This window comes from Pseudomonas sp. 008 (assembly GCF_016861935.1).
GTDB lineage: Bacteria > Pseudomonadota > Gammaproteobacteria > Pseudomonadales > Pseudomonadaceae > Aquipseudomonas.
Window position 1 is genome coordinate 89,077 of the sequence record NZ_BOMA01000008.1, and the last position, 22,635, is coordinate 111,711.

General features: G+C 59.4%; 21 protein-coding genes and 1 pseudogene. 11 read left to right on the top strand and 11 right to left on the bottom strand.

The window, feature by feature from the left end; translation table 11 throughout:
* Positions 1–49 precede the first annotated feature (49 nt).
* From JUI81_RS17730 to rarD, 3 genes are all read left to right on the top strand, one after another.
* Entirely contained in the window at positions 50–1,951 is a 1,902-nt protein-coding gene (locus tag JUI81_RS17730; protein WP_204124750.1) for a PhoX family phosphatase, read from the top strand.
* Between the two features lie 163 nt (positions 1,952–2,114).
* Positions 2,115–3,089 carry a serine/threonine protein kinase gene (locus JUI81_RS17735; RefSeq protein ID WP_018928813.1) on the top strand — a complete coding sequence of 325 codons (975 nt, stop codon included), beginning with the start codon at positions 2,115–2,117 and terminating at the stop codon, positions 3,087–3,089.
* A 160-nt stretch (positions 3,090–3,249) separates the two neighbouring features.
* The gene (gene rarD, locus JUI81_RS17740) at positions 3,250–4,137 is read left to right on the top strand and encodes an EamA family transporter RarD (RefSeq protein WP_018928812.1); all 888 of its coding nucleotides are present in this window, start codon (positions 3,250–3,252) and stop codon (positions 4,135–4,137) included.
* A gap of 215 nt (positions 4,138–4,352) precedes the next feature.
* Here the strand turns inward: rarD and JUI81_RS17745 are convergent, their stop codons facing one another.
* Positions 4,353–4,871: a glycine cleavage system protein R gene (locus tag JUI81_RS17745; RefSeq protein ID WP_007936467.1), complete on the bottom strand. Its 519-nt coding sequence runs from the start codon at positions 4,869–4,871 to the stop codon at positions 4,353–4,355.
* Between the two features lie 581 nt (positions 4,872–5,452).
* On the opposite strand from JUI81_RS17745, the gene JUI81_RS17750 reads away from it, so the two are divergent.
* Complete coding sequence (locus tag JUI81_RS17750; RefSeq protein ID WP_019580700.1) at positions 5,453–7,630, top strand: malate synthase G; 2,178 nt, start codon at positions 5,453–5,455, stop codon at positions 7,628–7,630.
* A 261-nt stretch (positions 7,631–7,891) separates the two neighbouring features.
* Here the strand turns inward: JUI81_RS17750 and JUI81_RS17755 are convergent, their stop codons facing one another.
* A complete protein-coding gene (locus tag JUI81_RS17755; protein WP_018928810.1) occupies positions 7,892–8,338 on the bottom strand; it encodes a response regulator in 447 nt (148 codons plus the stop codon).
* Between the two features lie 265 nt (positions 8,339–8,603).
* On the opposite strand from JUI81_RS17755, the gene JUI81_RS17760 reads away from it, so the two are divergent.
* From JUI81_RS17760 to JUI81_RS17770, 3 genes are all read left to right on the top strand, one after another.
* On the top strand, positions 8,604–10,544 hold the full coding sequence (locus JUI81_RS17760) for a putative nucleotidyltransferase substrate binding domain-containing protein (RefSeq protein ID WP_096479451.1): 1,941 nt from the start codon (positions 8,604–8,606) through the stop codon (positions 10,542–10,544).
* Positions 10,541–11,248, top strand: coding sequence for a PolC-type DNA polymerase III (locus tag JUI81_RS17765; protein ID WP_019580698.1), 708 nt, complete (start codon positions 10,541–10,543; stop codon positions 11,246–11,248). Before JUI81_RS17760 ends, JUI81_RS17765 begins: the two co-directional genes overlap by 4 nt.
* Positions 11,249–11,409: 161 nt before the next feature.
* The gene (locus JUI81_RS17770; protein ID WP_018928807.1) at positions 11,410–12,039 is read left to right on the top strand and encodes a glutathione S-transferase; all 630 of its coding nucleotides are present in this window, start codon (positions 11,410–11,412) and stop codon (positions 12,037–12,039) included.
* Positions 12,040–12,098: 59 nt separating this feature from the next.
* Here JUI81_RS17770 and JUI81_RS17775 read toward each other — a convergent pair whose 3' ends face one another.
* From JUI81_RS17775 to JUI81_RS17795, 5 genes are all read right to left on the bottom strand, one after another.
* The gene (locus JUI81_RS17775; RefSeq protein WP_081791021.1) at positions 12,099–12,281 is read right to left on the bottom strand and encodes a hypothetical protein; all 183 of its coding nucleotides are present in this window, start codon (positions 12,279–12,281) and stop codon (positions 12,099–12,101) included.
* Complete coding sequence (gene creD / locus JUI81_RS17780; protein WP_204124751.1) at positions 12,278–13,648, bottom strand: cell envelope integrity protein CreD; 1,371 nt, start codon at positions 13,646–13,648, stop codon at positions 12,278–12,280. Before creD ends, JUI81_RS17775 begins: the two co-directional genes overlap by 4 nt.
* Before the next feature lie 119 nt (positions 13,649–13,767).
* The gene (gene creC / locus JUI81_RS17785; RefSeq protein ID WP_204124752.1) at positions 13,768–15,195 is read right to left on the bottom strand and encodes a two-component system sensor histidine kinase CreC; all 1,428 of its coding nucleotides are present in this window, start codon (positions 15,193–15,195) and stop codon (positions 13,768–13,770) included.
* Complete coding sequence (creB, locus tag JUI81_RS17790; RefSeq protein ID WP_204124753.1) at positions 15,195–15,875, bottom strand: two-component system response regulator CreB; 681 nt, start codon at positions 15,873–15,875, stop codon at positions 15,195–15,197. The genes creC and creB overlap by 1 nt, the downstream gene beginning before the upstream one ends.
* A 59-nt stretch (positions 15,876–15,934) precedes the next feature.
* Positions 15,935–16,441, bottom strand: a complete 507-nt coding sequence (locus JUI81_RS17795; protein ID WP_204124754.1) for an ATP-dependent zinc protease — start codon at positions 16,439–16,441, stop codon at positions 15,935–15,937.
* A 220-nt stretch (positions 16,442–16,661) separates the two neighbouring features.
* Between JUI81_RS17795 and JUI81_RS17800 the strand changes: the two genes are divergently transcribed.
* A complete protein-coding gene (locus tag JUI81_RS17800) occupies positions 16,662–17,546 on the top strand; it encodes an acyltransferase (RefSeq protein ID WP_204124755.1) in 885 nt (294 codons plus the stop codon).
* A 1-nt stretch (position 17,547) separates the two neighbouring features.
* On the opposite strand, the gene JUI81_RS17805 is transcribed toward JUI81_RS17800, so the two are convergent.
* Positions 17,548–18,162: a DUF2780 domain-containing protein gene (locus tag JUI81_RS17805; RefSeq protein WP_019580692.1), complete on the bottom strand. Its 615-nt coding sequence runs from the start codon at positions 18,160–18,162 to the stop codon at positions 17,548–17,550.
* A gap of 250 nt (positions 18,163–18,412) precedes the next feature.
* Here JUI81_RS17805 and JUI81_RS17810 point away from each other — a divergent pair.
* From JUI81_RS17810 to JUI81_RS17820, 3 genes and pseudogenes are all read left to right on the top strand, one after another.
* Positions 18,413–18,535 (top strand): annotated as a pseudogene (locus tag JUI81_RS17810) (cold-shock protein); the annotation flags it as partial.
* An 84-nt stretch (positions 18,536–18,619) separates the two neighbouring features.
* Positions 18,620–18,829: a hypothetical protein gene (locus tag JUI81_RS17815; protein ID WP_019580690.1), complete on the top strand. Its 210-nt coding sequence runs from the start codon at positions 18,620–18,622 to the stop codon at positions 18,827–18,829.
* Between the two features lie 157 nt (positions 18,830–18,986).
* Positions 18,987–19,511, top strand: coding sequence for a DUF3757 domain-containing protein (locus JUI81_RS17820; RefSeq protein ID WP_204124756.1), 525 nt, complete (start codon positions 18,987–18,989; stop codon positions 19,509–19,511).
* A 71-nt stretch (positions 19,512–19,582) separates the two neighbouring features.
* On the opposite strand, the gene fdhA is transcribed toward JUI81_RS17820, so the two are convergent.
* The 3 genes from fdhA to JUI81_RS17835 all read right to left on the bottom strand — a co-directional run bounded on the left by fdhA (position 19,583) and on the right by JUI81_RS17835 (position 22,609).
* A complete protein-coding gene (gene fdhA, locus JUI81_RS17825; protein WP_019580688.1) occupies positions 19,583–20,782 on the bottom strand; it encodes a formaldehyde dehydrogenase, glutathione-independent in 1,200 nt (399 codons plus the stop codon).
* A 138-nt stretch (positions 20,783–20,920) separates the two neighbouring features.
* The gene (gene purU / locus JUI81_RS17830) at positions 20,921–21,778 is read right to left on the bottom strand and encodes a formyltetrahydrofolate deformylase (protein ID WP_018928799.1); all 858 of its coding nucleotides are present in this window, start codon (positions 21,776–21,778) and stop codon (positions 20,921–20,923) included.
* Between the two features lie 198 nt (positions 21,779–21,976).
* Complete coding sequence (locus tag JUI81_RS17835) at positions 21,977–22,609, bottom strand: sarcosine oxidase subunit gamma (RefSeq protein WP_204124757.1); 633 nt, start codon at positions 22,607–22,609, stop codon at positions 21,977–21,979.
* Positions 22,610–22,635: the final 26 nt, after the last annotated feature.

Sequence of the window (22,635 nt, forward strand, 5' to 3'; positions counted from 1 at the left end):
TTCATCAACCGCCCTTAAGGTGACTGCAAAAACCCGCAGGGAGCCTGATGTGAGCCTATTAGAAGACAACCAACCCACCGACCTCGAAAAAATGGTCGGCCTCAGCCGTCGTGGCTTCATCAGCGCCGGCGCCCTCTGCGGTGCGGCGATGTTCCTCGGTGGCAACCTGCTGAGTCGCAGTGTGCTGGCCGCCAGCGTCAGCGCCGGCTCCAGCAAACTGTTGGGCTTCGACAGCATCGCCGCCGCCACGACCGACACCATCACCCTGCCACCGGGCTACAAATCCTCGGTGCTGATCAGCTGGGGCCAGCCACTGCAAAAGAATGGCCCGGCATTCGACCCGAGCGGCAACGGCACGGCCCAGGCGCAGGAAGTCCAGTTCGGCGACAACAACGACGGCATGAGCCTGTTCGAATTCCCCGGTGACAAAGACCGGGCGCTGATGGCGATCAACAACGAATACACCAATTACCGCTACCTCTACCCCCACGGCGGCATGCCGCAATCGGCGGAAGATGTGCGCAAGGCCCTGGCCTGCGAAGGCGTGTCAGTGATCGAAGTGCAGCGCAAGAACGGCCAGTGGCAATTCGTCCAGGGCTCGCGCTACAACCGGCGCATTCACGGTAATGCGCCCATCAAACTGAGCGGCCCCGCAGCGGGTCACGACCTGCTGAAAACCAGTGCCGACAAACACGGCAAGAAAGTCCTCGGCACCTTCCAGAATTGCGCCAACGGCAAAACGCCGTGGGGCACTTATCTGACCTGCGAAGAGAACTTCACCGACTGCTTCGGCAGCAGCAATGCCGAGCAAAAATTCGACGCCGCGCAGAAACGCTACGGCGCAGTGGCAACCAGCAAAGACATCAACTGGCATCAACACGATCCGCGCTTCGACCTGGCGAAAAATCCCAACGAACTCAACCGCCACGGCTGGGTGGTGGAAATCGACCCGTTCGATCCGCAATCGACGCCGGTCAAACGCACCGCGCTGGGCCGCTTCAAACATGAAAACGCTGCCCTGGCTGAAACCAACGACGGTCGTGCCGTGGTGTACATGGGCGACGACGAACGTGGCGAGTTCATCTATAAATTCGTCAGCCGCGACAAGATCAACCACAAAAACCCCAAGGCCAACCGCGATCTGCTGGACCACGGCACCTTGTACGTGGCGCGTTTCGATGCGGGCGACGGCAACGCCGATCATCCGAAAGGCCAGGGTCAGTGGATCGAACTGACCCACGGCAAGAACGGCATCGACGCCAGCAGCGGCTTTGCCGATCAGGCCGAAGTGCTGATTCATGCGCGCCTCGCCGCCAGCGTGGTGAGCGCCACGCGCATGGACCGCCCGGAATGGATCGTCGTCAGCCCCAAGGACGGCCAGGTTTATTGCACCCTGACCAACAACGCCAAACGCGGCGAAGAAGGCCAACCGGTGGGCGGCCCGAACCCACGCGAGAAGAACGTCTACGGGCAGATCCTGCGCTGGCGCACCGACCGCGACGATCACGGTTCGAATAGCTTTGCCTGGGACCTGTTTGTGGTCGCCGGCAACCCGGGCGTCCACGCCGGCACGCCGAAGGCCGGCTCGTCAAACATCACCCCGCAGAACATGTTCAACAGCCCGGACGGCCTGGGCTTCGACAAGGCCGGACGCTTGTGGATTCTGACCGACGGCGACACGAGCAACGCGAGCGACTTCGCGGGCATGGGCAATAACCAGATGCTGTGCGCCGACCCGGCAACCGGTGAGATCCGCCGTTTCATGGTCGGGCCAGTGGGCTGTGAGGTGACGGGGATCAGCTTCTCGCCGGATCAGAAGACCTTGTTTGTCGGGATTCAGCATCCGGGGGAAAACGGCGGGTCGACATTCCCTGAACACCTGCCCAATGGCAAGCCGCGGTCTTCGGTGATGGCGATTACCCGCGAGGATGGCGGGATCGTCGGCGCCTGACAGGGCCTCTTCGCGGCAAGTCTCGCGCCTACTGTAGGAGCAAGGCTTGCCCGCGAAAGCGTCAGCCCAAACCACACTTACCTCAAGCCCACCCCCTAAAGAGGCCCCGTCTGCGCTACCATGCTTGGCCGGACGCGGCAGCCTGCCGCGCGCAGGAGTCAGCATGGCCCACCCGTTTGAAACCCTCACTCCAGACCTCGTGCTCGATGCCGTCGAAAGCATCGGCTTTCTCAGCGACGCGCGCATTCTGGCGCTCAACAGCTACGAGAACCGTGTCTATCAGGTCGGCATCGAAGACTCCGAGCCGCTGATCGCCAAGTTTTACCGTCCGCTGCGCTGGACCAACGAAGCGATTCTCGAAGAACACCAATTCACCTTCGAACTCGCCGAGTGCGATATACCGGTGGTCGCGCCGCTGATCCACAACGATGAAAGCCTGCACGAACATGCCGGATTCCGTTTCACCCTGTTCCCGCGCCGGGGTGGTCGCGCACCGGAGCCGGGCAACCTTGATCAGCTGTATCGCCTGGGCCAACTGCTGGGTCGTCTGCATGCGGTCGGCGCTACAAAACCGTTCGAACACCGTGAAGTGCTTGGGGTGAAAAACTTCGGTCACGACTCACTGGCCACCTTGCTCGAAGGCAATTTCGTACCGCGCAGTCTGCTGCCGGCCTACGAGTCCGTCGCCCGCGACTTGCTCAAGCGCGTGGAAGAGGTCTACCAGGCCACGCCACACCAGAACATCCGCATACATGGCGATTGCCACCCCGGCAACATGATGTGCCGCGATGAAATGTTCCACATCGTCGACCTCGACGACTGCCGCATGGGCCCGGCGGTGCAGGATATCTGGATGATGCTGGCGGGTGACCGCCAGGAATGTCTGGGGCAATTGTCGGAACTGATGGACGGCTACAGCGAATTCCACGACTTCGACCCGCGGGAACTGGCACTGATCGAACCGCTGCGCGCCTTGCGGTTGATGCACTACAGCGCCTGGCTCGCCCGTCGCTGGGACGACCCGGCCTTCCCTCGCAGCTTTCCGTGGTTCGGCACCGAACGCTATTGGGGCGATCAAGTGCTGGCGTTGCGTGAGCAATTGGCGGCGCTGAATGAAGAGCCGTTGAAACTCTTTTGACGCCGCGCCCCTTGCAGGAATGAGGCTTGCCCGCGAAAAGATCGATGCGGGCTAGCCGGCAAACGGCGTTAAAGTTCTTCGCGAGCAAGCCTCGCGCCTACAAAAGTCATGACACATCTATACAATCCCCTCTTTGTTAGCTGCCTAAGCAAGGATTCTCATGCAAGCCGCCAACCTGCGTCGCGGGTACATCCTGGGCCTGAGTGCCTACATCATCTGGGGACTTTTCCCGCTCTACTTCAAAGCCATCGCCAGCGTGCCCGCCGTGGAGATCATCATCCACCGAGTGCTTTGGTCTGCGTTGTTCGGCGCCTTGCTGCTGCTCGTCTGGAAGCATCCCGGCTGGTGGCGTGAGCTGCGTGAGAATCCACGGCGGCTGGCGATCCTGGCCCTGAGCGGCACGCTGATCGCGGCCAACTGGCTGACTTACGTCTGGTCGGTGAACAACGGACGCATGCTTGAGGCCAGCCTCGGTTACTACATCAACCCGTTGGTAAACGTGCTGCTGGGGATGCTGATCCTCGGCGAACGGCTAAGGCGCATGCAGTGGATTGCGGTGGGGCTGGCGGCGGTCGGTGTCGCGCAGCAAGTGTGGCAAGTCGGCAGTCTGCCGTGGGTGTCGCTGGTGCTGGCATTGACCTTCGGCTTCTACGGCCTGATCCGCAAACAGGCGCCGGTCAAGGCGCTGCCGGGGCTGGTGGTGGAAACCTGGATGCTGGTGCCGATTGCTGTCGCCTGGCTGCTGTTCAACCCGACGGCGACCAGCGCGCAAGCCGCATTCTGGACCAGCTCCGAAGCCTGGTGGCTGGTAGCCGCCGGTCCGGTGACGTTGGTGCCGCTGGTGTGTTTCAACGCCGCCGCACGGCACTTGCCCTACACCACCCTCGGATTTCTCCAGTACCTGGCGCCGACGCTGGTGCTGTTGCAAGCCGTCCTGCTGTTTGGCGAACACTTGTCATCCAGCACGCTGGTGGCGTTTATCTTCATCTGGGCAGGTCTGGCGGTTTACAGCGTCGACGCGTGGATAAGTCTGCGCCGCCGTAGCTGATCAGAAAACGTACAAACCTCTACAGGCCACGTATCCCGTGGCCTGCATCCATCCTTCCCAAGGTTATCCACAGCGTGATCCCCGGCGTTTGTGCGCAAGTCACTGAAACTGCTGGTTTTTTGATCAGATCCTGAAGAGCCCCGGCCGGCGTGGGCTGGCGGGGTGTCTCTACAGGTTATCCACAGGCAGGTGCACGTATAACTTGGATAACCTGCTCAAGGTTCGCTGCGCAGCACCAATTCGACCATCAGGTCGTCCGCCAGGGTTTCCAGGCGCGATTGCAGCACCTCCAGCGACAAGGTCAAGGGCACCGCAAGAATTGCTTCGGCATGGAACAACGGCTCGCTGCTCATCGGCGCCGGACGCACTTCGGTCACCAGCCGCTCCAGGCTCACCCCTTGCTCACTCAACAGACGCGTAATGTCCCGCACAATGCCCGGACGATCATTGCCCACCAGTTCCATGGCAATCGGCTTCCAGGTGCAGGATTGTTCGATGCTGCTTTCGGCGATCATCACACGGATGCCCTGGGTCGACAGTCCCTGTAGGGCGTCTACCAGTTCATCGTAGGCTTCGGCCGGTACGCCCACCCGAAGAATCCCGGCGAACTGCCCGGCCATGCGCGACATGCGGCTCTCCAGCCAGTTGCCGCCATGCTCGGCAATGCATTGGGCAATGCGCTCGACCTGCCCGGGCTTGTCCGGGGCGAATACCGTGAGTACGAGATGGTCCATGGCACAGCCCTCTTGTCATGACTTTTGTTATGGAAAGGCAAGTATAGGCAAGGCGCTGGTTGTGGCGAGGGGGCTTGCCCCCGTTGGGTCGCGAAGCGGCCACTTGAGTTTCTCCAGCGTATTCGCATCAGGCGATCTACGACTGCTTCGCAGCCGAACGGGGGCAAGCCCCCTAGCCACAAAAGCCCCATCTCCATAGCAGGGCATCGAATATTATGTGTACAAGTTTTTATATTTAACTGGAACAATCCAATAGTTTTTTGAGAACATCCCGTTCCCCGACATGACTGCAATGCGTCATGGGGTCGCAGAACGACGTAATTAGTCTAATTTTCACAACCGCAATTCATCATGTAGTATGCCGCAGCGCGCACTACATAACGTTGGATCGATGTCTGCCGCAGGCACACTCGCAACCCTGAAAGCCCCGTCAGCAAGGCCGCAATGCCGTTGATCGGAACGAACCCAGCCGCCAGCAATGGCATGTACTGGTAGAAGGGTTTGTGGTTTAAATGGCCAGAGGCTTCATTGTTAAATTGAAGAGCTGAAAAGCGAAATAGCTGAGCAGAGTGAGGCAAGCAATGACTGAACACGTTCAAGTCGGTGGCCTGCAGGTCGCCAAAGTCCTGTTCGACTTCGTGAACAACGAAGCCATTCCCGGTACCGGCCTCACCGCCGACACGTTCTGGGCCGGTGCTGACAAGGTCATCCATGACCTGGCACCGAAGAACAAAGCCCTACTCGCCAAACGCGATGATTTCCAGGCTCGCATTGATGCCTGGCACCAGGCTCGTGCAGGTGTTGCGCACGATGCGGTGGCCTACAAAGCCTTCCTGCAAGACATCGGTTATCTGCTGCCAGAAGCGGCCGATTTCCAGGCAACGACACAAAACGTCGATGACGAAATCGCCCGCATGGCCGGCCCACAGTTGGTGGTGCCGGTAATGAACGCCCGTTTCGCGCTCAACGCCTCGAACGCCCGCTGGGGTTCGCTGTATGACGCGCTCTACGGCACCGACGCCATCAGCGAAGCGGATGGTGCGGAAAAGGGCAAAGGCTACAACAAGGTACGTGGCGACAAGGTTATTGCCTTCGCCCGCGCTTTCCTCGACGAAGCCGCGCCATTGGCTGCCGGTTCCCACGTCGACTCCACCGGCTACAAGATCGTTGACGGCAAACTGGTTGTCGCCCTCAAGGGTGGTAGCAACACCGGCTTGCGCAACGATGCTCAACTGATCGGTTTCCACGGCGATGAAGCGGCTCCGACCGCGATCCTGCTGAAGAACAACGGCCTGCACTTCGAAATCCAGATCGACGCCAGCACCCCGGTCGGCCAGACCGACGCTGCCGGCGTCAAAGACATCCTGATGGAAGCCGCGCTGACCACCATCATGGACTGCGAAGACTCGGTCGCCGCAGTCGATGCCGATGACAAAGTGGTGATCTACCGCAACTGGCTCGGCCTGATGAAGGGCGACCTGTCGGAAGAAGTCTCCAAGGGCGGTCAGACCTTTACCCGCACCATGAACGCCGACCGCACCTACACCGCTCTCGATGGCAGCGAACTGAGCCTGCACGGTCGCTCGCTGTTGTTTGTGCGCAACGTCGGTCACCTGATGACCATTGACGCGATCCTCGACAAAGACGGCAACGAAGTGCCGGAAGGCATTCTCGACGGTCTGGTGACTTGCCTCGCGGCGATCCACAGCCTCAATGGCAACAGCTCGCGCAAGAACAGCCGTACCGGATCGGTCTACATCGTGAAGCCGAAGATGCACGGCCCGGAAGAAGCCGCGTTCACCAACGAGCTGTTCGGTCGCATCGAAGACGTCCTCGGCCTGCCGCGCAATACGCTGAAAGTCGGGATCATGGACGAGGAGCGCCGTACCACGGTCAACCTCAAGGCCTGCATCAAGGCTGCCAGCGAGCGCGTAGTGTTCATCAACACCGGTTTCCTCGACCGCACGGGCGATGAAATCCACACCTCCATGGAAGCCGGCCCGATGGTGCGCAAGGCCGACATGAAGGCCGAGAAGTGGATCAGTGCCTACGAGAACTGGAACGTCGATATTGGCTTGAGCACCGGCCTGCAAGGTCGTGCCCAAATCGGTAAAGGCATGTGGGCCATGCCGGACCTGATGGCAGCGATGCTGGAACAGAAAATCGCTCACCCATTGGCCGGTGCCAACACCGCCTGGGTTCCATCGCCGACCGCTGCTGCGCTGCACGCGCTGCATTACCACAAGGTCGACGTGTTCGCCCGTCAGGCCGAACTGGCCAAACGTGCGCGTGCTTCGGTGGACGACATCCTGACTATCCCGCTGGCTGTGAATCCGAGCTGGACTGCGGAACAGATCAAGAACGAACTGGACAACAACGCCCAGGGCATTCTCGGTTACGTGGTGCGCTGGATCGACCAGGGCGTAGGTTGCTCGAAAGTGCCGGACATCAACGACGTCGGCCTGATGGAAGACCGTGCGACGCTGCGTATTTCCAGCCAGCACATCGCCAACTGGCTGCGCCACGGCATCGTTACCGAAGCGCAAGTGATGGAAAGCCTCAAGCGCATGGCGCCGGTGGTTGACCGTCAAAACGCCAACGACCCGCTGTACCGCCCGCTGGCACCCAACTTCGACAGCAACATCGCCTTCCAGGCGGCGGTCGAGTTGGTGGTCGAAGGCACTAAACAGCCGAACGGCTACACCGAGCCGGTTCTGCACCGTCGTCGTCGCGAGTTCAAAGCTGCCAATGGCCTTTGAGTAAACGCTGAAGCCGGACGTAAAAAAGCCCTGATCGAGAGATCAGGGCTTTTTCATTTACGCTGTCTAGTCCTGAAATAGGTTCACACCTGTTTCAGGACTAGACATGCAATTCCTGTGGTGAGGGGGCTTGCCCCCGTTGGGTTGCGAAGCAGCCCCATACATTCTTTCGTACACCGCATCGGCAGAATCTACGACTGCTGCGCAGCCGAACGGGGGCAAGCCCCCTCGCCACAAAAGCTGCCAACCTGGAAGTCCGCGCTACAGATCCATCCCCAGCTCATGCTTGACCAATTCAAGCAATTTTTCGCTATCGATGGGCTTGAGCAAAAAGTCCACGACGTGCAAATGCATGGCTTCGATCGCATCCTTCACGTCGGCGTCGCCGGAAACGATGATGATCGGCAATGCCGCACGTGCCGACTCACGCACTTGGCGGATCAGTTCCAGGCCATCGACGTGCCCCATCCGCAGGTCGGTAATCACCAGACCGATCGATGGCTTCTCTTCCAGCATTTTGAGCGCAGTTTCGCCACTGGCCGCCGTCATGCAGTGAATGCCATCGAGCCCCAGAATTTCCGACAGCAATTCGCGGGCATCCTTATCGTCATCGACGATCAGCACCCGCTGCGGCGGCAAGTCTGGTTCCAGCATGACGGCGCTGAGCGCTTCGCGCTCGGCATCACTCAAAATATCGTGGTCGGACATGGCGTTCTCAACGTTTTCAATGCGATCCCTGACACAGGGTGTCAGACATCGCTCAGCAGACTTCAATGTGCACTTCGTCGGAATCTTTTCCAATAGACAATGTAGGAGGTTTTTCCCACCGTTGTGTCAGACATTTCCCATATTCCGGCCGCTGCACTGCCTACCTAGACTTACGTCCAATGGGCACCCTGCCCGCAGGGGTCGACCATGCCTGGAACGATCTGAAACAACGATCCGACACAACAATCAGAAAAAGACTGCGGTAATGGTTATGAGTAAAGCGGACGCCTTCACCCAGGCAGGGAAAACCGCGGTGTTGCAGAACATCCAGGGCACTTTGCAATTCCTGCAGCGCTTCCCACCCTTCAATCAGATGGAAAACGCTCATCTGGCCTATCTGGTGGAGCAATGCCAGCTGCGTTTTTATGCCCCCGGCGAGAGCATCATCAAACCCGCCGATGGCCCGATTGAGCATTTCTACATCGTCAAACAAGGCCGGGTCGTGGGGGAGCGCCCGCACACGGCCAAGGGCGGCACCGAAACCACTTTCGAAATCACCACCGGCGAGTGCTTTCCCCTTGCCGCGCTGCTGGGCGAACGTGCGACCCGCACCGAACATCTGGCGGCCGAAGATACCTTTTGCCTACAGCTGAATAAGCTCGCGTTCATCAAACTGTTCGCACTGTCCAACCCGTTCCGCGACTTTGCCCTACGTGGTGTCAGCAGCTTGCTGGACCAGGTCAATCAGCAAGTCCAGCAAAAAGCCGTGGAAACCCTCGGCACCCAGTATTCGCTCAATACCCGGCTGGGCGAATTGGCCATGCGTCACCCGGTAACCTGCAGCCCGATCACACCCCTGCGTGAAGCGGTGACACTGATGCACGATCAGCAAGTCGGCAGCATTGTGGTGGTCGATGAGCAAAAGGCGCCGCTGGGCATTTTCACTCTGCGCGACTTGCGACACGTGGTGGCCAACGGCACCAGTGATTTCAATGAATCCATCGAGCGGCACATGACCCCGGCACCGTTTTACCTGACGCCGGACCACAGTGCCTTCGACGCAGCGATCGCCATGACCGAACGACACATCGCCCACGTCTGCCTGGTCAAGGACCAGCGCCTGTGCGGCGTGGTTTCGGAGCGTGACCTGTTTTCCCTGCAAAGGGTCGATCTGGTGCACCTGGCGCGGACCATTCGCAGTGCCCAACGGGTAGAGAACCTGGTGGCGATCCGCGGCGAGATTGGCCAATTGGTCGAGCGGATGCTGGCCCACGGCGCGTCCTCGACGCAGATCACCCATATCATCACCCTGCTCAACGACCATACCGTGTGCCGGGTGATCGAACTGGCCATCGCGGAGAAAGGTGATCCCGGTGTGCCGTTCAGTTGGCTTTGCTTCGGCAGCGAAGGCCGCCGCGAGCAGACGCTGCACACCGATCAGGACAACGGCATTCTGTTCGAAGCTCGCGATGCGGCCCACGCCGCCGAGATTCGCGGCAAGTTGCTGCCCATCGCCCAGCAGGTCAATCAGAGCCTGGCGCTGTGCGGCTTTACCTTGTGCAAAGGCAACATCATGGCCGGCAACCCCGAGCTGTGTTTGTCCCGGATCGAGTGGGCACGACGCTTTGCGGCGTTTATCCGCGAGGCGACACCGGAAAACCTGTTGGGGTCGAGTATCTATTTCGATCTGCGCGTGGTCTGGGGCGATGAGCGAGGCTGTGAGCAACTGCGCCGGGGCATTCTCGATCAGGTCGGCGACAACCGGTTGTTCCAGCGCATGATGGCCGAGAACGCCCTGCGCAACCGTCCGCCCGTAGGGCGTTTCCGCGAATTCGTGCTGGCGCGCAAGAATGGCGAGAAAGCCACCCTCGACCTGAAACTTCAGGGCCTGACTCCATTCGTCGACGGCGCGCGAGTGCTGGCCCTGGCCCACGGCATCGATGCCAACAACACCCTGGAGCGCTTTCGCCAATTGGTGGAAAAAGAGGTCATCGATCAGCTGGACGGCGCGGCCTATGAAGAGGCGTACCACTTCATCCAGCAAACCCGCATGCAGCAACATCAGCTACAGACCCGGGAGAACTTGCCCTACTCCAACCGAGTCGATCCCGACAGCCTCAATCATCTGGACCGACGCATCCTGCGTGAATCCCTGCGCCAGGCCCAGCGCCTGCAAAGCAGCCTGACCCTGCGGTATCAGTTATGAGCCTGTTTTCATGGCTGCGCCCGGCCAGTCCCGTTTTACCCGGCGAACTGCAACACCGTCTGGAGCGCTTGCCGGCCGTGACCCAGCTGAGCGACTGCAGCCTGCGCGAGCAACGCTGGGTGGTGCTCGACCTGGAAACCACTGGACTGAATCTGAACAAGGATCGGCTGCTGTCCATCGGAGCCGTGGTGATCGAGGATGGGGCGATCGACTTCAGCCAGCAGTTCGAGCGCACGCTGCAATGCACCGAACTCAAACTCGGCCCCAGCGTGTTGATTCATGGGCTGGGTCCGAGCGCCATTGCCGCCGGCAGCGACCCCGCGCAGGCCCTGCTCGAATTCATGGAATTTGTCGGCGACAGCCCGGTGTTGGCGTTTCATGCGCCGTTCGATCAGCACATGCTCGGGCGCGCACTGAAAGAACATCTGGGTTACAAGCTGCAGCATCCGTTTCTGGACGTGGCAGACATCGCCCCGCTGCTTTGTCCCCAGGCACACTTTCGCGAGGCCGGGCTGGATGAGTGGATCGACTGGTTCAAGCTGGAGGTCTTCGAACGGCATAACGCCAGTGCCGATGCCTTGGCAACGGCGGAGCTGATGCTGATTTTGTTCAGCCGGGCGCGGCAGCAACAGATTCATAGCCCGTTGAACCTGCAGCAGCGGCTGAGTCAGTGGAAGCGGCGGCGGCAAGCGCCTTCTTTCTGAATCTGCGGTGGCTGTGCTGATGCCTTCGCGGGCAAGCCTCGCTCCTACAGGCTTTGTGTCGCTTGCGACATCGGCGAACGGTACAAAACCTGTGGAAACGAGCTTGAGCTCAGGCACTAAAGCGCTATGCTCCCGACTCTGCCCATGATCGAGATGCCGACATGTCCGCCCCCAGCATGACCTTGTTCCACAACCCCGCCTCGCCCTTTGTTCGCAAAGTCATGGTGCTGTTGCACGAGACCGGTCAAACGAACCGCGTGGCGCTGCAAGCCTGCCAGCTCACGCCGGTCAGCCCGGATCAGGCTCTCAACAAAGACAACCCGCTGGGCAAGATTCCGGCGCTGCGCCTGGCCGACGGCAATGTGTTGTACGACAGCCGGGTGATCCTCGATTACCTCGATCACCAGCACGTCGGCAATCCGCTGATTCCTCGTGAAGGCTCGGCGCGCTGGCGGCGCTTGACCCTGGCTTCTCTGGCAGACGGGATCATGGATGCCGCCGTGATGATTCGCTATGAAGTGGCCCTGCGCTCACCGGAGAAACATTGGGACGCATGGCTCGACGGTCAGCGCGACAAGATTCGTCGCGCCCTGGCGCTGTTGGAGGCCGATGCGATTGCCGAGCTGACCAGCCATTTCGATGTGGCAGCGATCAGTGTGGCCTGTGCCTTGGGTTATCTGGATTTGCGCCATCCGGATCTGGAATGGCGCAAGGAAAATCCAAAGTTGGCCGAGTGGTATTTCGAAGTGAGTCAGCGGCCTTCGATGATCGCGACGATGCCCAAGGCTTAAATCTTCGCTGGCTGTACCGGCCTATTCGCGGGCAAGTCGGATCGCCGCACCGCTCGCTCCTACAAGTTGAAGTGATCCGTAGGAGCGAGGCTTGCCCGCGAACGAACCACTGGAGATCTGTTGTGGGAACGAGCCTGCTCGCGTTGGCGCCACACCGGACCCAACGGAAACAACCCGGCAATCCGCGTCGCCAACACCTCACCCACACGCTGATCCTCGCGCAACCCCAACCACCGGCTCATTCCACGGCACCTATATCAAAGTCCAAGGGCTTCGCGGCTTTCTGCCCGATCCGGTACCAGTCCAGCTTGCGGGTCAGCACCATGAACACGCCCAGCAGCCCGAACAACAGCAGCGAGCCCATCAACAGCGCGTAATCCTCGGCGCTCAACAAGCCGTAAAGCAGCCCGTATAACGCCGCCAACCCCGCCGAAAAGCTCAAACCGTGACGCACGCTGCGCAGCACATGACAGACATAAAAACCGATCAACGCCACACAGCTACTCGCCGACAGCAGATACGCCAGGGCAAAGCCGATGTGTTCGGACAGCGACAACAGCAACAGGTAGAAGAACGCCAGCGCTACACCCACCAAGGCGTACTGCACCGGGTGCACCGCCAGGCTTTTCAGCACTTCGAACAGGAAGAAACCGGCGAAGGTCAGGACGATGAACAGCAATGCGTATTTGATTGCCCGGTCGCTTTTCAGGTACTGGTCCACCGGGTCGATGAAACTCACGCCGAAACTACGACCGCTGAACGCCTCGCAATGACCGCCCGACACGCAACTGTTCAACGCTTCTTGCAGGTTGGTGGAGAAAAACGAGGTCTGCCAGTTGGCAGTGAAGCCCTGATCGGTGATTTCCCGCTGGGCCGGCAGGTAATTGCCGATGAAGCTGGGGTGAGGCCAATTGGCCGCCAGTGAAACCTTGCTGGTCTTGCCCACCGGCAGAACTTGTAACTGGCCGGTGCCTTGCAGACGCAAGTCGAAACCGAAGGCCAGCTCCGTGGCCTGTTGGGTGTCCAGTACCGGCAACGTCACATGCACACCCTCGCCCAGCCAGCCCACCTGGCTACCCGGTACAAAATCCAGCTTCTGGCCATTGAGTTCGAGTTTCAGCGCATTTTCGATGCCGCGGATGTCGCTGATGCCAACAGCCAGGAACGGCTGATCGAAGCGGTAATCGGCGAAGTCTTCCTTGATGCCCAGTTGTGCCGGAACCGAAAAACTCCCGCTGATGCGGTTATCGACATGGAACAGTCGCGCCTCGTAGATGCCCCGGGAGCGCAGCTCTGTCTGGACCTGGCCGTCGAGTTCGAAACGCTCCGGCAAGAAATACAAACGTCCACGCTCCTCGCCGACATCCTGATAACGCTGGTTGGTTTTTTCGTTGGTTTTCCAGGTGCGCACCGTTTTGCGATAGGGCACCACCATCAGCGGGCCGCTCAATTGCTGGCTGTAACTGGAACTGCGGGCGATGTCTTCGAGCACACCGTCACGCAGTTGCTGGCGCTCCTGGATCACGCCGTTGATCATCAGCAACGGGATCAGCAGCAACAGAATCAGCAGGGCAATTGCCCCGAGTTTTAGGGTCAGGCTTCGGTTCATGGGACTCTCCCTGTTTGGATGGGGAAAGTCTGGATTGGGTATGTGGGGGTTTTGTGGGAAGAATGTGGAGAGTGTGTGGAATTTGCGCTCGGCGCAGGAGCTGCCGAAGGCTGCGATCTTCAGCGGCTTGAAGGCAACCGCAAACGCACTTGAACACCGCCGTCGACGTTGCCGATACTCATCACACCACCATGCAACTTGACCACTTCCTCAACGAAGTTGAGCCCCAAACCGGTGCTCTTGCGTCCACTGTCCGGACGCGGCAGTGAGTAGAAGCGCTCGCTCAAGCGTGGCAACGCATAGTCGGGAATCGCTTCGGCCTGGTTGAACAGCCTGAACTCGATCTGCTCACCGACTCGCTCGGCACACAATCGCAGCACGCCATACGCCTGGGTGAAGTCCAAGGCATTCTCCAGCAGATTGCCCAGCGCCTGGCGCAATAGGAACGGCTCGCCAAGCAGATTCAGATCCGCTGCAATTTGCCGTTCCACACGCAATTGCTTGCCTTCGATTCGTGCAGCCTGCGCGTTCAACAGTTCTTCCACCAAACCCGCCAACGGCACCGCCACCCGCTCCTCCAACCCTTGGCGTTGCTCAACCTGCGCCAGGTTCAACAGTCGCTCGATTAACTGTTGCATGCGCGCACTTTCGCTGTCGATGTTACTGACGAAGCGCTGCTGCTGGGCCGGCGGCATTTCGCCTTGCAGCAGCTCCGCTGCGCCACGAATCGCCGCCAGCGGGCTTTTCAATTCATGGGTCAGGGTGTGCACATAACGCTCGACGTAGGCTTTGCCTTCGAGCTGGGTGCGCATGTGCTCCAGTGCCGTGGCTAGTTGCTCCAGCTCGCCGCCGCGGTAATGCGGCACCTCCACCCGGCGGCCTTCACTGACGGCCTGGGCATAGGCCGTCAACCGCCGCAGCGCCGCGCTCAGCCACCAGGACAACAGCGCACCGAACAACAAACCGAGGCCAATCAATCCGGCGCCATACGTCAGCAATCGCCGTTCGGTGCGATCGACGTAAGGCTGCAGTGAGCTGTTGGGTTTGGCCACGGTCACCACGCCGATGATCTGGCCATTGTCGCGAATCGGTGCCCCAACGTGCATCACCGACGAGTTCGAATCATCGGGGTTGCTGCGCGTCGAACGCGCGCCGTACTCGCCACGCAGGGTCAGGTAGACGTCGTTCCAGCGCGAGTAGTCCTGGCCCACCGCAATCCCGCTGGAGTCCAGCACCACAATGCCCTTGGCATCGGTGACGTAAATGCGGTGGTTGACCTGATTCTTCGACAGGCCCCAGATTTTCGCCTTCGGTTGCCGCTCGCCATAAGCCTTGAGCAACTCGGGCCAGCGGTTCTGGCTGAGGGTGCCGGCCTTGAAGTCGTCGCGCAGGATCTCGGCCATCAGGTTGGCGGTGTCCACCAGGGTTTCTTCGGTGGACTGGCGCACACCGGGGCGGATTTCTTCCATCACCGTGTTGAGCACGAAGTAGCCGGTCAGGCCGATGAACAGCACGTAAACCAGAAAAATCCGGATCCCCAGTGACATCAGCTGTGCCCCGGGCTGTAGCTGTAGCCGAGGCCGCGATGAGTCTGGATCGGCTCGGCGTCGGCCTTCACCAGGCGCAACTTGGCGCGCACGCTCTTGATGTGGCTGTCGATGCTGCGCTCGTAACCGGCATCGGCGGCCACGCCCAACGCATCGAGCAATTGCTCGCGACTGAAGACTCGCTCAGGTTGTTCCAGCAGGCATTGCAGCAAACGAAACTCATGGCGAGTCAGGCTCAGCGGCTGGTTGCGATAGCTGATCTGCACCCGTTCGCCGTCGATGCGAAACAGCGCTGACGCCACCTCCGCCACCGGTCGTGGCGCCATGCGCTTGAGAATCGCCCGGACCCGCGCCGCCACTTCCCGGGGGCTGAACGGCTTGACCACGTAGTCGTCGGCGCCGATTTCCAGGCCCACCACGCGGTCGATCTCGGCGTCACGGGCACTGAGGAAAATCACCGGCACGTCACTGAAACGCCGCAATTGCTTGCAGGTCTCGAAACCGCTGATATCCGGCAGGCCGATATCGAGAATGATCAGGTCGGCCGGCGTCGCGCGCTGATGATCGAGCGCCGCCGCGCCAAGGCTCAACCAGTTGGTGGTGAAGCCCTCGCCCTGCAAGGCGAAAATCAGGGTGTCGGCAATCGCCGCTTCGTCTTCGACAATCAGGATATGAGGCATGGCGTCCGAGCCCGCTAGTTAAGTGGGCGAACGGTGCCCCAAGGCTGATTCGCCGTCAATCAGCAGTCGGGTTTGTCGGCTGTAAAGCGACGCGCCGGGTTCACTGCCGCGCCAAACTCGCGCAGGGCTTTGGCGCCGATCAGCAACGGGTAGTTGAAGCTGCTGCGGTCGGTGAGGTTGACCTCGACGGTGCGCTTGACGTTGCCCAGGCACAGTTCCAGATCGACCACCGGACGCTTGGTCACTTCGCTCACAGCCTTATCTTCATCTTCTTCATCGGCACGGTTCTTGATCTTGCTGATCCGCGCGACCTTGTGTTCATAGACCTTGTTGCTCGCGCCTTTGGTGGCGAGACGGAAACGTACCCACTCGTCGCCGTCGCGGGTGAAGGTTTCGATGTCTTTGGCCGACAGCGACGCGGTCAGGGCGCCGGTGTCCATTTTGGCCTTGAGGACTTCACCGCCGATTTCCGGCAGCGCGATGTATTCGTAACGCCCGTACAGGGTCGGCTCGGCGGCCAGGACCGGCAGGGCCACGAGGGTAAGCAGTGCAAGGAGAGATTTCACGTAAGGGCTTCCTTGAGGGATGTGGACGCATGGCCGAATTCTAGACCGCAAAAAACAACGATAGTTGGACCACGTCCCACTTTTGTGGCCCTCGCCACAATGGCAATAGCGATACGCTGAGAGCATACCGTTGCCAAGGTGAAACATTCGTCACCACCGATTTGGCCTGCCAACCGAAGCTGCTTATCATGGCGCGCCCACACGCTTTCAAGAGTTATCTATGCGCCGCCTGCTCACCGGCTGTTTCGTTACCCTGCTGCTATTGCTCAACACGCTGGTCCTGTTCGGGCCTTTGATGGTGTTCGCGCTGCTCAAACTGCTCCTGCCCGGGCGCTTTCGCGATTACGCCTCGTGGGCGGTGATGTGGATTGCCGAAACCTGGGCCGAGATCGACAAGCTGATCTTCCGCCTGTGCATTCCTACTCAATGGGACATTCGCGGCGGCGATGAGCTGCGCGGCGACACCTCGTATCTGGTGATCAGTAACCATCAGTCCTGGGTCGATATCCCGGCGCTGATCCAGGCACTGAACCGGCGCACGCCGTTCTTCAAGTTCTTCCTCAAGAAAGAACTGATCTGGGTGCCGTTCCTGGGCCTGGCGTGGTGGGCGTTGGACTATCCGTTCATGAAGCGCTACAGCAAGGCGTTCCTGGAGAAGCACCCGGAGCTGGCCGGCAAGGACCTGGAGATCACCAAACAAGCTTGCGAGTTGTACAAGCGCCAGCCGGTGACCGTGGTCAACTACCTGGAAGGCACCCGCTACACCGCGGCGAAAAGCGCCCAGCAGCAGTCACCGTTCACCCACCTGCTCAAGCCCAAGGCGGGCGGCGTGGCGTTCGTGCTGGCGGCGATGGGCGAACAGTTGGACGCCATTCTCGATGTGACGGTGGTGTATCCGCAGCAGAAGATTCCGGGGTTCTGGGATTTGCTCAGCGGCAACGTGCCCAAGGTGATCATCGACATCCACACCCGCGAATTGGACCCGGCACTGTGGCAAGGCGATTACGAAAACGATCCAGAGTTTCGCGAAACAATCCAGAACTGGGTCAACCAGCTCTGGATTGAGAAGGATCGGCGCATCCAGGCACTACGCGCCGAGGGCTGACTCAGCTACCGGCGCCGGTACCCCAGATCCCGCCGAGGTTTTGCAACAGCGAACCGGCAACGCCTTGCTGACCGAGGTATTGCAGGATCACCGGGGCAAACACGCCGACCATCCCGGTGTCCATGCCCAGGGCGCTGAAGGCGTTGTTCAGGTCCTTGGTGTCCTTGACGTTACCCAGCAAGCCATTGAGCAACGCATTATTGTCCGAGCCCGCGCCGAGTAGCCCGCCCAAGCCAGTCAGACCACTGATCGCGCTGTTACCGGCGATCTGAGCGAGGCCTGGCACGGTTTTGCTCAGTTCGGAGAAGTCCTGGCCGCTGAGCTGATTCCTCGCCAGCCCCAGCATCGCACCGGCACCGCCGATGGCCTGCTCCGGGGTAATGTCGAGCTGCGAACCCAGGGTATTGAGCAAACCGGCCGCCTTGGGCGCCGCCGCCACGATGCCATCGACATCATCGGCCTCGACACCCTCGACATCCTCGTCGTCCTGCATCGATGACACCGCCTTGACCGCATCGCTGAGGCTTAACTGTGCAAAGGCCGGGCTGGCGGCCAGCGTCGTCAACGAAGCGACAACCATGAGCGATGCCAGTGCAAAACCGCGTGAAACGTTCATCCAGACATCCTCTTGTGCCATGAAAAACCGCTCGGTAACGGGAGCGGCAAAACTGCCGATTGGACCGGGTATCCGGTGGCATGTTCCCTCGTCTAGGTGGGCATTTTTACCCGTGGCATCTATGAGTCGTGAAAAACCGATGCGTCTTATTCGCTAGAGCTGCCGAGTACGTATTCCTTTATTCCAAAGCAAACTGATGAACTATCAGATCTGACAGTTGGCACCTGTCCGCGATGCGCTTACCTTGGAATTCGTAACCTTCAAGGAAATACAGGTTGATGGTTTTAAAACTCTGAAAGAGGGTCAGCGGGTGTCTTTCATTGCAAAGCAAGGACAAAAGGGAATGCAGGCGGAGGAGGTCAAAGTCATCTGAAGCAAGTCTCTTTTGGTTCCTAAACGTTTTAAACGGTCTGCGCTACCTGATTGGGCGTGGGCCATTTCCAATGGGGATGCAGCGATGGAGAAGCAACCGATAAAATTCGCCAATTCGGTCATTGACGACATGACTGCTTCGCAGTCGGAGTTGGCGGAACATATTAGTTCACTAACCCCGAACGATCCGGTGATAAAGGCCGGGCAAACGGTAGCGTATGACATCGTGCAAAGCGACACTGGTCGAAATTACGCAATTAATCTTGACGTGATCGATAATGGTGAAATGACTTAGAGACTGTTTAGTCTCTTGATTTTTTATTATTTCGCATTCAAACAACCAAGCCACAACCAATACCAAATTAGTATAAAAAACTATCAGTTCTGACAGTAGGCATGAAAAATCACGTCCATTAGCATTGGCACTCCAACTACGTAACGGAGTACAACCCATGCAGTTTTCGACCTCAAAAAACAAAGCCTTGAAAGGACTGTCGCTCAGTGCTTTTACATTGATGGCTATGATGGCGAGTAGTTACACACTCGCCCAAAGTTGCCCTGAACTCAGTTCTGTAAAAGCTGAAAACGTTAACGGTATTGTTCAATACAGCGTCGACGAATGGAGGGGTACCAATGCAGATACAGGCGCTGAACCAGAGAATGTCAACTATGCGGCGGTCAAAGGTGTCAAATTCGCGGGTGTGATGCTGGCCCAACGTAAGGCTGGCTCGCACGGTGAAGATCCTGCGGATACGCCAGGTAGCATCATCAGCTTCGTAAAATGCGATTACACAGGTGAAGGAACAAACCACCGCGTAAGACTTTCGCATAGAACGTCAACAATGGCGATCGCCGACGCAGGCAGCTGGGCTGACGAGAAAAAAACAACAAGCGGCGATAATACAAACAGCGCAGGTACCATTAACAAAGAATGCAAGGCAACGTCTGTAACGTCTTGCACATTCACCCTGCCCTGATTGCTGCTATCTGATTGGTAAGGCTAAAAAAACGGCGCCTCAAGAGGCGCCGTATTGTTTTACGCGATGCCTTACGCCGCACTAAACAACTTGTGCGGATCGATCACAAACTTCTTCGGCACGCCCGCATCGAACTCGCCGTAACCCCGTGGCGCGTCATCCAGGCTGATGACTTCCACGCCGACGATGTCGGCAATCTTGATGCGGTCCCACATGATCGCCTGCATCAGTTGACGGTTGTACTTCATCACTGGCGTCTGGCCGGTGTGGAAGCTGTGGGATTTGGCCCAGCCCAGGCCGAAGCGGATGCTCAGGCTGCCCATTTTCGCGGCAGCGTCCACTGCACCCGGATCTTCGGTGACGTACAGGCCAGGAATACCGATTTTGCCAGCGACGCGAACCACGCCCATCAGCGAGTTGAGTACGGTGGCCGGAGCCTCGTGCTTCACGCCGGCATGGCCGTGACCGCGAGCTTCGAAGCCTACGGCATCGACGGCGCAGTCCACTTCTGGTTCGCCCAACAGTGCAGCGATTTGTTCGTGCAGTGGGGTGTCTGTCGACAGGTCGGCGATTTCGAAACCCTGAGCCTTGGCATGGGCCAGGCGGATCGGGTTGACGTCACCGATGATCACCACCGCAGCACCCAGCAGGCGAGCGGAAGCGGCAGCTGCCAGGCCAACCGGGCCGGCACCGGCGACGTACACGGTGCTGCCAGGGCCAACACCGGCAGTCACTGCGCCGTGGTAACCGGTAGGCAGGATGTCGGAGAGACAGGTCAGGTCACGGATTTTTTCCATGGCCCGGTCACGATCTGGAAGTTTCAGCAGGTTGAAGTCGGCATACGGCACAAACGCGTATTCGGCCTGGCCACCGGTCCAGTCACCCATGTCGACATAACCATAGGCCCCGCCCGGACGCGCCGGGTTAACGCTCAGGCAGACGCCAGTATGTTGCTCTTTGCACGAACGGCAACGGCCACAGGCAACGTTGAAAGGTACCGACACCAAGTCGCCGATCTGCAGGTTCTCGACACCGCTGCCCTTCTCGATCACTTCACCGGTGATCTCGTGGCCCAGCACCAGACCGGTCTGAGCGGTGGTGCGACCGCGCACCATGTGCTGATCGGAACCACAGATGTTGGTGGAAACTACGCGCAGGATGACACCGTGTTCGATCTTCCTGCCACGCGGGTCCTGCATTTTGGGATAGTCGATTTTCTGTACTTCGACCTTGCCAGCGCCGAGATACACCACACCACGATTACCAGACATGCTTTCACCTCGCTGTTGTTTTTATGTAGCGGTCGCGTCGCCAGGAAGCGGCGGCGCGTTGATTGCTCGGTAAATCAAAAGATCGCAGACTTCGGCAGCGTCTACAGAGACAGGCGATCTTTTCAGGCAGTAAAAACGCTAGAGAACAACTGTCCTGTTAGCGTTAAGGAACACGCGTCTTTCAATGTGATAACCCACGGCCCGCGCCAACGTCAGCCCTTCGATATCCCGCCCCTTGGCGATCAAGTCTTCGGGATAGTGGCTGTGATCAACGGCTTCCACGCCTTGGGCGATGATCGGACCTTCATCCAGATCGTTGTTGATGTAATGCGCCGTGGCGCCGACCAGTTTCACGCCTTTGTTGTAGGCTTGGTGATACGGCTTGGCGCCCTTGAAGCCCGGCAGCAGCGAGTGGTGAATGTTGATCGCCTTGCCATCGAGTTTGCGGCACAGCTCTGGCGACAGAACCTGCATGTAGCGGGCAAGGATCACCAGCTCGGCGCCGGCCTCTTCGATCACCTGCCAGACCTGGCGCTCTTGCGATGGTTTGTCGTTGGGGTCCAGCGGAAAGTGGTAGTACGGAATCTGGTGCCAGTCGGCCAACGGCTTGAGGTCCGGGTGGTTGGAGACCACGGCGACCACGTCCATCGACAACTGGCCGATGCGCTGGCGGTAGAGCAAGTCGTTGAGGCAGTGATCGGCCTTGGAGACCATGATCACCACTTTTGGCCGGTAGTTCGGTGGTGTCAGCTCGAAGACCATCCCGAAGGCGGCACCACGCTCCGCCAGGCCTGCGCGGAAGGCTTGTTCGTCGAAAGCGTCGGGTTGCCGAAACTCCACGCGGATGAAGAAACGGCCTGAGAGCCGGTCATCAAAGGAGTGGTGCTCGGTGACGTAGCAGCCCTGCTCGAACAGAAAGCGGGTCACCGCATCCACGGTGCCGAGGACGCTTGGGCAGTCGGCGGTCAGAATCCATGTGTCTGGGGCGCGGCTCATAGTGCGGTGACTCCTGCTGCTACATCTGTGATCAGAGAGAACTCTGTGGCGAGGGGGCTTGCCCCCGTTCGGCTGCGAAGCAGTCGTAAAACCAATCAATACGGTTTAACTGATGGACTTTGGGGCCGCTTCGCAGCCCAACGGGGGCAAGCCCCCTCGCCACAAAAAAACCCTCGCCACAGGTGGGAACGATCAATCTCAAGCTTGGACGCTAAGCCCGTACTCAGCAGCCGCATCCTGCAACCACAACCACCAGTAATCCGAGAAGCTGCGGCGAATCAGCAGTTCCCAGGTGTCTTCGGCGGTATGGCGGATCATCAGTTGCGACTTGGCGAACACCGTGCCAACAGCCTTGCCCACCGGGAAGTTGTTGGGGTGCACGTCGTAGCTGGTGGACTTCATCAGCACCTGACGCACGTTCGGGCCGCTGAGTTCGAGGATCTGCTGGCCACCGCTGACGTTGACGATCTGGATGTGCAGGTCGCCCAGCGCTTCACGGAGTTTTTTCTCGGTGGCGAATTCTTCACCGGTCGGCACGATCAGCAGCCATTCATCCGGCCCCATCCATTGCAGGCTGGTTTCGCCTTTGATGATCACGGTCAGCGCACCTGGCAATTCGATGCCGAGGGCCTTATGCACCCCGGCGGCGAACGCGGCGTCGTGGCCATCGCCACGGATGGTCAGGTGACCGAGGAGTTTTTTCTCACGCACGATCACGCCGGCGTTCTTGCGACCCTTGCCCACCAGGCTGGCGAGGTCGGCATGATGCAGCGACGACTCGGCCTTGGCCCCAGTGGTTGGGCGTTGTTGGTAAACATTGGCTGCGGTCATAAAGCACCTGTCCTGAATTCTTTGTC